Origin of the sequence: Filibacter tadaridae (assembly GCF_900609045.1) — a bacterium.
GTDB lineage: Bacteria > Bacillota > Bacilli > Bacillales_A > Planococcaceae > Sporosarcina > Sporosarcina tadaridae.
Genome location: NZ_UXAV01000039.1, coordinates 44524 through 57200, shown reverse-complemented (window position 1 = coordinate 57200; position 12677 = coordinate 44524). Strand labels below are relative to the sequence as shown.

Annotated in this window: 11 protein-coding genes and 1 other annotated feature; of the genes, 9 read left to right on the top strand and 2 right to left on the bottom strand. The window is 40.0% G+C overall.

Features of this window, described 5'->3' with window-relative positions:
- Positions 1 to 467 precede the first annotated feature (467 nt).
- Both trpS and FILTAD_RS08185 read right to left on the bottom strand, forming a co-directional pair.
- Positions 468 to 1454 (bottom strand): tryptophan--tRNA ligase, encoded by a 987-nt coding sequence (gene trpS / locus FILTAD_RS08190; RefSeq protein ID WP_124069994.1) that lies wholly within the window; start codon positions 1452 to 1454, stop codon positions 468 to 470.
- Between the two features lie 95 nt (positions 1455 to 1549).
- Positions 1550 to 1792 (bottom strand) — a binding site (T-box leader).
- Positions 1793 to 1849: 57 nt separating this feature from the next.
- Positions 1850 to 2194 carry a DUF3899 domain-containing protein gene (locus FILTAD_RS08185; protein WP_124069993.1) on the bottom strand — a complete coding sequence of 115 codons (345 nt, stop codon included), beginning with the start codon at positions 2192 to 2194 and terminating at the stop codon, positions 1850 to 1852.
- A gap of 237 nt (positions 2195 to 2431) precedes the next feature.
- On the opposite strand from FILTAD_RS08185, the gene FILTAD_RS08180 reads away from it, so the two are divergent.
- The 9 genes from FILTAD_RS08180 (at position 2432) to FILTAD_RS08140 (ending at position 12618) form a co-directional block, all read left to right on the top strand.
- Positions 2432 to 4135 (top strand): peptide ABC transporter substrate-binding protein, encoded by a 1704-nt coding sequence (locus tag FILTAD_RS08180; protein ID WP_124069992.1) that lies wholly within the window; start codon positions 2432 to 2434, stop codon positions 4133 to 4135.
- Positions 4136 to 4284: 149 nt separating this feature from the next.
- Positions 4285 to 5214 (top strand): oligopeptide ABC transporter permease, encoded by a 930-nt coding sequence (gene opp3b, locus FILTAD_RS08175; RefSeq protein ID WP_124069991.1) that lies wholly within the window; start codon positions 4285 to 4287, stop codon positions 5212 to 5214.
- Positions 5214 to 6233 carry an oligopeptide ABC transporter permease gene (gene opp3C / locus FILTAD_RS08170; RefSeq protein WP_124069990.1) on the top strand — a complete coding sequence of 340 codons (1020 nt, stop codon included), beginning with the start codon at positions 5214 to 5216 and terminating at the stop codon, positions 6231 to 6233. Before opp3b ends, opp3C begins: the two co-directional genes overlap by 1 nt.
- A 14-nt stretch (positions 6234 to 6247) precedes the next feature.
- Complete coding sequence (locus tag FILTAD_RS08165; RefSeq protein WP_124069989.1) at positions 6248 to 7312, top strand: ABC transporter ATP-binding protein; 1065 nt, start codon at positions 6248 to 6250, stop codon at positions 7310 to 7312.
- Entirely contained in the window at positions 7312 to 8238 is a 927-nt protein-coding gene (locus FILTAD_RS08160) for an ABC transporter ATP-binding protein (RefSeq protein ID WP_124069988.1), read from the top strand. Before FILTAD_RS08165 ends, FILTAD_RS08160 begins: the two co-directional genes overlap by 1 nt.
- A 114-nt stretch (positions 8239 to 8352) precedes the next feature.
- The gene (locus FILTAD_RS08155; protein WP_124069987.1) at positions 8353 to 9558 is read left to right on the top strand and encodes a putative glycoside hydrolase; all 1206 of its coding nucleotides are present in this window, start codon (positions 8353 to 8355) and stop codon (positions 9556 to 9558) included.
- Positions 9559 to 10075: 517 nt separating this feature from the next.
- Positions 10076 to 10471: a transcriptional regulator SpxA gene (gene spxA / locus FILTAD_RS08150; RefSeq protein ID WP_203229680.1), complete on the top strand. Its 396-nt coding sequence runs from the start codon at positions 10076 to 10078 to the stop codon at positions 10469 to 10471.
- Positions 10472 to 10724: 253 nt separating this feature from the next.
- Entirely contained in the window at positions 10725 to 11384 is a 660-nt protein-coding gene (gene mecA / locus FILTAD_RS08145; RefSeq protein ID WP_124069986.1) for an adaptor protein MecA, read from the top strand.
- Positions 11385 to 11535: 151 nt separating this feature from the next.
- Positions 11536 to 12618 carry a competence protein CoiA gene (locus FILTAD_RS08140; RefSeq protein WP_238988192.1) on the top strand — a complete coding sequence of 361 codons (1083 nt, stop codon included), beginning with the start codon at positions 11536 to 11538 and terminating at the stop codon, positions 12616 to 12618.
- Positions 12619 to 12677: the final 59 nt, after the last annotated feature.

Below are 12677 nucleotides of genomic sequence, written 5' to 3'. Positions count from 1 at the left end.
ACAGTTTCGTGTGTAGCCATGACAGTTTGGTGGAATGCCCTCACAGTTTGCCGAATGGCCATGACAGTTCCCGATTGCCCTCACAGTTTCGGGTGTAGCCATGACAGTTTTGTGGATTGTCCTCACAGTTTGCGAAATTGCCCTTACAATTCATCGAATCACCTTTCAAACCCACATCAACTCAACGAATCCACCCATCCGACACCTAATTTCTACACAAAAAAGGAACCCCTCGTCTAAAAGGGGTCCCTTCAGTCATATAATTAAAGAAAATCCAAAGGACGATGCCACAATGACACGCCTACTCTTGTTCCTTACCAGTTATGGATTAATAGTAGTAACAATTTCAAATATGATTTTATATTTCAACTACAGATCACTTGGGTATGAATGGAATCCTATCTTTCAGTACATTTTAAGCACGGCAGATTTCAAATTATTTGTCCTGTCCGTTATCGTGCTGATTCTTACCGTCTACGTCCCAGTCCCATCGCGGCCTCCATTTTCGCAAGAGTGACAGAAGCGATTGCATTCGCTTTTTTGGCGCCTTCGTCAAGAATATCATCTAAGACAGGTGATTCGAGAAGTTCATAATATTTCTCTTGAATCGGCGCCAGATGATTGATGATCGCTTCCGCAACACCCGCTTTAAATGCACCATAACCGAGACCCTCATATTTCGCAACAAGTTCGTCAACCGATACATCACTTAGTGCGGATTCGATGATCAATAAATTGGACACGCCCGGTTTATTTGCAACATCGAATTTCACAACACCTTCTGAGTCAGTGACGGCGCTTTTCACTTTCTTTTCAATCTCTTTAGGTGTATCCAAGAGATGAATTGTGCCCTTTTTGTTTGGATCCGATTTACTCATCTTTTTAAGAGGGTCTTGTAGCGATTTGATACGCGCACCGCTTTTTGGAATACGAACTTCAGGTATCGTAAGCACTTCTCCATAGCGTTTATTGAACCGTTCGGCAAGGTCACGTGTAATTTCTAGATGCTGTTTTTGATCTTCGCCGACTGGAACGACTTCTGTATTGTACAGTAGGATATCAGCTGCCATAAGTGGCGGATACGTTAGAAGCGCAGCGGACACAGCTTCTTTGCCTTCGGATTTATCCTTGAACTGAGTCATCCGCTCAAGTTCGCCGATGTATGAAATACATTGCATTATCCAACCGGCTTGCGCATGAGCAGGTACCTCCGATTGAATGAACAACACCGCTTTTTCCGGATCTATCCCACTTGCAATATAAATTGCAGCGAGTGAACGGATTGTTTTTGCTAGCTCAGCCGGATCTTGCTGAACGGTAATTGCATGCTGATCAACGATGCAAAAAATACAATCCTCTTCATGCTGTAACTCCGTAAACTGTCGAAAAGCTCCGATATAATTACCTAGCGTAATAATACCAGTTGGTTGCACACCTGAAAAAATGGTTTTCATTTAATCTCCTCCTAATTGGATGTAAAACTGAAATAATCGTACCAAAAGCCACAGAACTAAATTTGTTGACATAAAAAAACATCAATCGTCCCCGTAAAAGGGACGATTGATGTTTTTCAACCGTGGTACCACCCGAATTGCCCGAAGGCCACTCAAATTCCCATAACGCGGGGGACGTGACAAGCTACTTGAGTCGTTGTTTCACAATCAAACAACTTCTATGCGTTCACCTGTCAGGCTCGGGATTCCATTCGCCCTGTTTCGTCTACCTGTTTGCACCACCCACAGGCTCTCTGAAAGACTCCGTCAGAACTACTTTTTTCCGTCATTGCCGATCGCTCAAATGTTTAACAGATTATACAGCTAAAATAGATGGAACGCAAGGGGATAAAAAATTAACTATAAAAAATGCCTAGTGCGATAGCCGAAGCAATTAAAACAAGGACACCACTTACTACTAATCGGGAAGACGAACCCGAGAAAATTTCAGATGGCTTCCGCATCGACAATACATCATCCCGCCGCCGTTTAGGCGTAAACACTTTGCGCATGCTTACTGTGAAAAAATCGAAAAAACCGGTTGAGAATACATAATAGATTAGCCCGACAAATGTAATCGTACCACCGACAATAAACGAAGAATTTATGTAAGAAAGTAATGAAAATTGTTTATAGTACAAAAACATTATTAATAAAATAATTACATGAGAAATTGAAAAATTCAGTATTGTTTTCTTCACAGTAGCACCTCTTTTCTTAGTAATAGTAAGGTATTGGCAGATAAAAATCAAAACCGAATGCTGTAAAATAAAAAAACTAAAAATAAAAAAACGTTATTATCGTTGATATAATCAATTTCTTAGAATAGTAGCTGTAACAGTACACTGTGAAAAGTAAAAAAACTCTGTACAACGGAAATAGAAGATGTATAATTAAGTTGTACCAATTAATCAGACAATTCAGAGGGGGTATTTGGTTTGAAGAATAAAAAACTTATGTGGCTAATCAGCCTCGTGCTTGTACTTAGCGTGTTCTTAGCAGCATGCGGTAGTAAAGACGAAGATGCTGACACAAGTAAAGACACAAACAAGGACGAAGACAAAGGAACGACAGAAGAAACAGCGGGGGACGAAGAACAAGTCTTGAACTTGATTGAAGTAGCTGAAATTCCATCTGTCGACTCATCTATCGCAGAGGACGCTGTAGGTTTCAACGTCTTAAATAACGTTATGGAAGGTCTTTACCGTTTGGATCAGGAAAGTCTTCCAGTACCAGCAATGGCTGACGGCGAACCAGAAATCAGTGAAGATGGTTTAACATATACATTTAAAATTCGTGATGCACAGTGGTCAAATGGAACACCAGTTACTGCTAACGACTTTGTATATGCTTGGCAACGCGCTGTCGATCCAGAAACGGGTTCACCATATGGTCCGTACTTGATGGAAGGCATGGTTAAAAATGCAACTGAAATCGGTGATGGAAAAGCAGAACTTGCAGATCTTGGAATTACTGCGAAAGACGATAAAACACTTGTCGTTGAGCTTGTTCGCCCAGTACCCTACTTCTTATCATTAATGTCATTTGGTACATTTTATCCACTAAATGAAGAGTTTGTTACTTCACAAGGTGATAAATATGCAAGTAGTTCAGATACAATGATTTACAACGGACCATTCGCATTATCCGATTGGGATGGAACGGGCGGCTGGAAATATGTTAAAAACGATAAATATTGGGACAAAGACACTGTAAAACTTTCAGCAATCAATGTTGACGTTGTTAAAGAAACATCGACTGGAGTTAAACTATACGACCAAGGTGATAAAGACCGTGTAGTTCTATCGGCTGAATATGCTATGCAATACGCTGGCGACCCAGAAGTTACAAACGAACTTGAAACATCTGTATTCTACTTTAAATACAATCAAGAACGTCTAGGCGAAGCTACACCACTAGCTAACGTAGATATTCGTAAAGCAGTAAGTAAAGCATTCAACAAAGCAGAACTTACAGAAGCCGTTCTTGCAAACGGATCTATTCCTGCTGATTTCCTAGTTCCAGAAGATTTCACGTATGATGCAGACGGTAAAGACTTCCGTGAATACAGTGAAACATTCTTAGAGTACAACGTGGAAGAAGCTCAAAAACATTGGGAAAAAGGCCTTGCTGCACTTGGCACGGACACAGTAGAACTTGAATTACTAGGTGGAGACAGTGAGAACGCTAAGAAACAACAAGAATGGTTCAAATCTGAACTTGAAAGAAATCTTCCGGGCCTTACAGTTAACTTGAAAGAAGTACCGTTTGCTGTACGTCTTGAACTTGACGAAACAGGAGACTATGACATTCAATCAGCTGGATGGGGACCTGACTTCCAGGATCCGATTTCATTCATGGAATTGTTTACTACAAATAGTCCACAAAACAAAATGAATTACTCAAATCCTGAACTCGACGCTCTTATCGAGTCTACGAAAATCGAACTTGCAAAAGATCCAGTAGCTCGTTGGGAAGCTTTCGCAAAAGCTGAAAAAATTCTTCTTGAAGAAGACGCTGCAGTTGGGCCAACTTACCAACGCGGTAGAATGGCACTAATGAAGCCTTATGTTAAAGGACTTGCTACACATCCATTCGGCGGAGACTACAGCTACAAATGGACTTACATCGAAGGTAAATAATAGTATTGCAATCTGATTGAAAAGTTTAGAAAATCTCATAGAGAGAGAGTATATGGTTGCTATAGACCATGTACTCTCTTTTTAAATGAAGAGAAACTATCTCAAAATTTGTTATATTCTACATAGTGAGACTTGCAGGAGGTGCAAAGATGACAAAATATATTACTAAACGTGTTGTTTATATGTTTCTATCACTCTTTCTAATTGCTTCATTTACGTTCATTCTTATGAAATTGCTTCCAGGTTCCCCGCTTGCATCCGCAGCAAAATTATCCGTTGAACAACGGGAAGTTGTTTATGAAAAGTATGGTCTGAACGATCCGATTCCCGTTCAATATGTACGCTATATGGGTAATCTTGTGCAAGGAGACTTCGGTACTTCGTTCCAATATAAGAATGTGGACGTATCCTATCTTATTGTGAAAAAACTGAAGTATTCCGCAATCCTTGGAGCGCAGGCTATCTTCGTTGGTACGATAATAGGGATTATACTGGGTATGATTGCGGCTTTGAAACAAAATACAATATGGGATTATGGAAGTACAATTGTTGCAATCCTTGGTATATCCATTCCTTCATTTGTGTTTGCCGCATTACTCCAATATGTGTTTGCTGTTCATTGGCAAATACTACCGGTAGGTTTATGGGATGGCTGGACATCTAGTATTCTGCCATCAATCGCGCTTGCAATGGGTCCGATAGCGATAGCCGCACGATTCATCCGAACAGAAATGATTGAAGTGTTAAGTTCGGACTATATAATGCTCGCAAAAGCAAAAGGTGCCAACTGGTTTGAAATCGCTTTCAAACATGCATTCCGTAACGCGCTTATCCCGCTTGTAACAGTGTTGGGTCCGGTTGCTGCAGGTTTGCTAACAGGGTCGCTAGTTGTTGAACAAATTTTTGCAATCCCTGGTATCGGTGAACAGTTCGTAAAATCCATCAATTCAAATGACTTCTCTGTCATTATGGGTACGACAATGTTCTTCTCCGTATTCCTCATTGTAATTATTTTAATCGTGGATATTCTTTATGGAATCATTGATCCGCGTATTCGTTTGGCCGGGGGTGACAAGTAATGACTAACAACTTAGAGAAACTACCTAAAGATTCATTTGAACGAATTACAATAGATAGTACACATGCCGAAAAAATTACTAAACCAAGCTTAAGTTTCTGGCAGGATGCATGGCTTCGTATTCGTAAAAATAAGGCTGCGATTATTAGTATGTTCATCCTAGCATTCATCGTCATTATGGCGTTTGTGGGACCTTACATGGTTAAATTCGACCCGCAAGAAGTGAATGTAACACATGCAAACTTGCCGCCTAAAATACCTGGTCTCGAGAAGTGGGGGATTGCTGACGGTCAGGGTAAGTTGGGAACGAAAACATTAGACATATATGAAGTGAAAAAAATAGATGAATATTATTGGTTCGGAACAGATAGTCTTGGGCGCGACCTATTTTCACGCTTATGGATGGGTACACGAATCTCACTTTACATTGCGTTAGTCGCAGCGATTATTGACGTGTTCATCGGTGTGCTTTACGGAGGTATCTCCGCTTACTATGGTGGTCGTACAGATGATATTATGCAACGGATTGTCGAGGTCTTAATCGGAATACCGACCCTTGTCATCGTCATACTGATGCTCCTGGTTATGGAACCGGGAATATGGGCGATTATTATCGCAATATCCATAACGGGTTGGATTGGCATGTCGCGGATTGTACGTGGACAAGTGCTGAAATTCAAAAATCAGGAATTCGTTCTGGCGGCTAAAACACTTGGTGCAAGTGATAGCCGAATTATCGGGAAACATTTACTTCCGAATATAATGGCTATTATCATCATCAATATGATGTTCACCATTCCGACTGCGATATTCTTTGAAGCATTCTTAAGCTTTATCGGACTTGGTCTGCAAGCACCAGCCGCTTCACTTGGGACACTTATCAATGACGGCTATAAGTTTCTTGAATACCAGCCCCATATGTTGTTTTTCCCGGCAGTGCTTATCAGTCTACTGATGATTGCATTCAACTTGATCGGTGACGGATTACGTGATGCACTTGATCCGAAAATGAAAGATTAAAGGAGGAAAGTGAAATGGAAAAAGTAATTGAAGTGAAAAACCTGGAGCTTTCCTTCCACACATTTGCAGGTGAAGTGAAAGCAATTAGAGGCGTGAACTTTGAAGTGAACAAAGGAGAAACGCTGGCGATTGTCGGTGAATCCGGCTCGGGTAAATCGGTAACGACTAAATCGATAATGCGTCTTCTTCCAGAGTCTAGTACTGAATTTAAAAATGGCGAGATTTTATTCGGCGGTAAAGATCTTCTTAAAATCTCTGAAAAAGAAATGCAAAAAGTACGTGGGAAAGATATTTCAATGATCTTCCAAGATCCGATGACTTCACTCAATCCCACAATGCCAATCGGAAGACAAATTATGGAGCCGTTATTAAAACACCAAAAACTTAGTAAAGCGGACGCTCGGAAAAAGTCCATTGAACTTCTAGGTCTTGTTGGGATGCCGAAACCGGAATTACGGATGAAACAATACCCCCACCAATTCTCTGGAGGACAGCGCCAACGTATTGTTATTGCAGTAGCACTTGCATGTAATCCAAAGCTGTTAATTGCGGATGAACCGACAACCGCACTTGACGTTACCATTCAAGGACAAATTTTGGAACTAATGAAAGACTTGCAACAAAAGATTGATACATCCATCATTTTCATCACGCATGACCTTGGGGTTGTAGCGAACGTAGCAGATCGCGTTGCTGTTATGTATGGTGGACAAATTGTTGAAGTAGGAACAGTAGACGAGATATTCTACAATCCGCAACATCCATATACATGGGGACTTTTAAGTTCTATGCCTTCATTAGATGCGGCTGAGGACAAACTCTACGCGATTCCCGGAACGCCGCCTGACTTATTGGCGCCGCCTAAAGGGGATGCATTTGCCCTACGAAGTGAATATGCACTGAAAATAGATTTGGAACAAACGCCGCCAATGTTTAAAGTAAGCGATACTCACTATGCTGCGACATGGTTGCTTCATCCCGATGCGCCTCAAGTGGATCCACCTGTCGGCATCGTAGAGCGTATGAAAACTTTTCCTGGCAGTCGGTATTATACGGGTAATGCAGGAGGTGCGAACTAATGGCTAAAAAGTTACTTGAGATTAAAAACTTGAAACAATATTTTAATGAAGGAAAAAAGAATGAAGTTCGTGCCGTTGACGATATTACATTTGACATTTACAAAGGTGAAACATTAGGTTTGGTTGGTGAATCGGGTTGCGGTAAATCAACAACAGGTCGTACAATCATCCGTCTTTATAATGCAACGGGCGGGGAAGTCATCTATGATGGCATCGATGTCCACAATAAAAAATCGAAGAAAGACCTAAAAATGTTCAACCGTAAGATGCAAATGATTTTCCAGGACCCGTATGCATCATTGAATCCGCGTATGAAAGTACTTGATATCATCGCTGAAGGGCTTGATATCCACGGACTTGTGAAAGGTACTAAAGAACGAACAGCACGTGTTAATGAGCTACTTGAAACGGTAGGCTTGAACCGCGAACACGCCAATCGTTATCCACATGAATTCTCGGGTGGACAGCGTCAACGTTTAGGAATTGCGCGTGCACTTGCTGTTGAACCTGAATTCATCATTGCAGATGAACCGATTTCTGCGTTGGACGTTTCTATTCAAGCGCAAGTTGTTAACTTATTGAAAGAGCTCCAAGAAGAAAAAGGATTAACATATTTATTCATCGCACATGATTTGTCGATGGTAAAATATATTTCCGACCGGATTGGAGTTATGTATTTCGGCAAATTGGTTGAAATCGGACCTGCTGAAACCCTATACACGGCACCTCTCCATCCGTATACACAATCCTTACTTTCTGCAATTCCTCTACCGGATCCCAATTATGAACGGAACCGCGTAAGGAAGGGGTACGACCCGAAATCCCATAAATACCTTGATGATGAAGAAGTGACAATGCGTGAAGTAACACCAGGACATTTTGTCCTCTGCTCTCAACGCGAGTTCGATTCATTCAAAAAGGCTTAATATGACCAAATAACAAAACCGGTTTTCGACAAGAAAATCGGTTTTGTTATGCATTTCGCTATTATTCAATTGTTCAGTTTGATAGAATGAGTGAAAAGGAAGGACGATGCTTGCATGAATATTATAAAATGGATATCAGCTGCAACAATTGCGACGATTCTTACCGTTCCGGTTATTGCGCACGCTGAAGATGATGCAAAGGTTGAAGATTTCGCAGGACGTACATATGGATTTCAAGCAATTGATGAAAATAGTGTAGCTGCATCAGCATTATATAAATATGATTCAGGTTTAACATTTGACTACCCAGATGCAGTGCGCGGTGTCTATGTAACAGGTCATTCCGCAGGAGGGGCCCGTTTTGCAAAACTTGTGGACCTTATGGATACAACAGATTTGAATGCAATGGTTATTGATATTAAAGATGATTACGGAAATATTACATATAAACCAGCAGATGATTCTCCGCTAAAAGCAATGGATATTGGAAAAAACTATATCAAAGATCCGATAGCTATGCTTAAAACATTAGAAGAGAAGAAGATTTACCCGATTGCACGTATCGTTGTTTTCAAAGACAGTGTACTTGCTGAAAAACGTCCTGAACTTTCTTACATGGATGGGAATTCTATTTGGAAAAATGGACGCGGAGAATCATTTGTGAATCCATTCATGAAAGAAGTTTGGGATCACAACGTGGACATAGCAATTGAAGCTGCAAAAATGGGCTTCCAAGAAATTCAGTTCGACTACGTCCGTTTCCCTGAAGGTTTTGAAAACCGTAGCGACACTTTGGAATACACTTTTGGTAAATATGGAGAATCTGAGCTAGACCCTGTACAACGGCGTGTAGAGGCCGTAACAGACTTTGTAGCTTACGCCAGTGAACAATTGAAGCCATATGGCGTAGATGTCTCCGTGGACATTTTCGGGTACGCTGCAACACTTCCTGAAGCACCTGGAATTGGTCAAAACTTCACGAGGATAGCAGATAATGTAGATGTGATTTCTTCAATGATCTATCCTAGTCATTGGACGTCGTATTTTGGAATCGCAAAACCAGATCTAGAACCCTATAAACTTGTCTCCGAATATGCAAAAGTCGAAAATGCCAAACTGGCTGAACTGGAAAATGCGCCCGAATCAAGGCCTTGGATCCAAGACTTCAGTGCACCTTGGCTTGGCTCTGGAAATTATTTACGCTACGGAAAAAAGGAAGTCAATGCGCAAATCAAAGGATTAAAAGATAATGGCATCGATGAGTATTTACTATGGAATGCGGGTAACAGTTATACATCGGGCGTTACTTACAAACCCTGACAGGATTTAATTACCCATGAAAACGAAGTGAAGGCTCCTTAAAAGGGGGAGTCAAAGTCATTTCTGAGCTTCGCTGCGAATTCAATGAAATTCTCTTTTTCAACATCTATAAATGACCAACCAGAAACGAATCTACCTGTTTCTGGTTTTTTTGCGTGGAAACCTTTTGAAGCTAACAAACGTACTATATAGTACAGAAAGAAATCATACAGTTCTTTTTGTTCTAGCTTTCTAATTGAGAAAATGAATGAATTAACAAAGGGATGTTTAACAAAATTTATGTCCGGGTATAACAGATAAGAATAAGGGAATACTTCTTGCTATAGTAATAAAGTCAATAGTATAGCCGAATTGTGACAGTGTACAATTGTTTGTGAAATAATTTTAAAAAAGTGTATTCATTGAGAATGATTATGTGTATAATATGTACTATAAGAACACAGTTTAAAATTATTCTAATTAATATTGAAATAGAAGTCATAACGATCAAGCCGACTGAAAGGAAGTGTCAGCAATGATGGTCACATTATTCACATCTCCAAGCTGTACATCATGTAGAAAAGCTAAAGCATGGTTGGAGGAACATGAGATTCCCTATACAGAACGTAACATTTTTTCGGAACCTCTAAATATTGATGAAATAAAAGAAATTCTACGTATGACCGAAGATGGTACAGATGAAATTATTTCTACACGCTCAAAAATATTCCAAAAGTTGAATGTAGATGTAGAAAGCCTGCCACTTCAACGTCTCTATGAGCTAATACAAGAGCATCCAGGACTTTTGAGAAGACCAATCATTCTAGATGAAAAAAGGCTACAGGTGGGGTATAATGAAGATGAAATCCGTCGATTCCTACCTAGAAAAGTAAGGGCCTATCAGCTAATGGAAGCACGTCGCATGGTTAATTAATAATAAAGATTAAAAAAGCTGATAGGAACAGACATTGAAAAATGCCGAAAACCTATCGGCTTTTATATTTCCCTTGCTTTCCCGACGGATGTTATCTACAATGCTAGTATTATTAAAGTTACACTTCCTAAGGCAGAACCCTTTCATATTTCGCCGGACGGTCATATAGTAAGTATAAGCATTGTAGGTCGTTTGGAAAAAATAGAGTAGGAATTGGTGAAAGCCATTTCCAAAGGAAGGGAGAGATTAAGGGATGGAAATAGAGCGCATCAATGAAAATACTGTGAAGTTTTTTCTCTCATATATCGATATTGAAGAACGTGGATTTACACGTGAAGAAGTTTGGTATAATCGCGATAAAAGCGAAGAACTCTTCTGGGAGATGATGGACGAAGTCAACGATGAAGCTGAATTTGAAGTGGAAGGTCCATTATGGATACAAGTTCACGCCATGAGTGGTGGAATTGAAGTGACTGTAACTCGGGCACAACTATCACCAGAAGGCGACCCACTCGATTCTCCGTTCGGTCCTGAAGATACAAAAAGAATGTTCCAACCAAGCAGTAGTGTATTTGAAGATGACGAAACTTCCATGCAAGAAACAGATGAGAAAACATTTGAATGGCTCGAAAATATGTTTGTCTTTCCAGAATTCGATGACCTCATTGCACTTGCAAGTCGTGTAATGGGTTACGAAGTTGGAACTTCGCTTCATTCTTATGAAGGTAAGTATTACCTGCATATGACATTTAATCCTGAATTGATGGATGATTCCCGTAAAACGGACCTATTCAGCGTGCTATCAGAATATGGTACACCATCAAATATGACCATTCATCGTATTGAAGAATACGGAACCGTCATCATGGACTCCGATGTATTTACGAACGTACAATATTATTTTGGAAAGTAAACAATCATTAAGAGACAGCAACTTTAATTAGTTGCTGTTTTTTTGGTTGCATTTTAGTTAGAACTTTTGTAATATTGGATTAAGAAGGAGGGGAAGAAAAATACTAACCGCACAAACACTCGAAGGTCATGCGATTACCCTGTCACTTGAAATGAAAAGGGAACAATTAAGAGAGTGGCGAAGAACAAAAGACTTTTATTGTTGCCAATGTAAAGAGCAAGTCCAGTTAAAAATAGGGGATATTAATATCCCGCACTTTGCTCACCGAAAAGATACTGCTTGTGTTGCCGATTTTTCTGAAGGTGAGTCAAAAGAACATTTACTAGGCAAGATGCTGTTATTCTCTTTTTTTCAAACGCACTCAAGTGCCGTGCAATTGGAACCTTTTTTGAAAATGGTATCACAACGGCCTGATCTTCTTGTCACAACCAAGATATCAAAAATACCGATTGAATTCCAATGTAGTATAATACCGACAGCCGATGTAATATCAAGGACTGACGGTTACCGAAGTATTGACATGGAACCGATTTGGATTTTGCAAACCCCAGCAAAATTCAACACACTGGCCGAAGGTGTAGGTGTATTCCATTTTTCAAAGTTTCATGAGCAATTCTTTATGCGTAAGTCCCCGGAAGAACTTGTTCTCCTCACTTTTAATCCCCAGACGAAACGATTCCATTATTTCAGTAGTCTTATTCATGTAGCAGGAAAACGCTACATAGGCATCCATCGCTCATTATCCATCCATTATCAAACATTCCCTTTTGCAGAACCAAATGCACCATCGAAAGATGAACTTGAACGATATGCAGCGCTCTTTGCTTCCATGCGCAATGATTTTCTTCAGTCCCGTATTTTATTGAATAGAAGGGGAGTAAGAGATCCCTTTTTACGGAAATGTTACGAGCTAAGATTTCTACCCACAAACCTTCCATCGTGGGTTGGAATACCTGTTCCATTTGCCGATGCATTTCAGGAACATGATTGTGAGTGGCAATTAGCAATCGTCTATTTTGTAAGAAGGAAAGGTATTGGTTTCCATCAATTAACGGAAAATCTTATTCGGAAACTAATGGATTGTCAAGAAAATAATTCTGAGAGAAAAATTCAAGCATGCCTTGCTTACCGGAATTTTCTTCTCTCAATAGGTATTAATTCTTCACGTGAAAATGTAGCTTTTAATGAAATTAATATTTTCAAATTAATATCAGATAGATTCCTTGCAAATTGATATGAAAATTGAGAAAATAGTATTGATTCGCTTCCCGAAATAGCGGGAGAAGGGGGAAA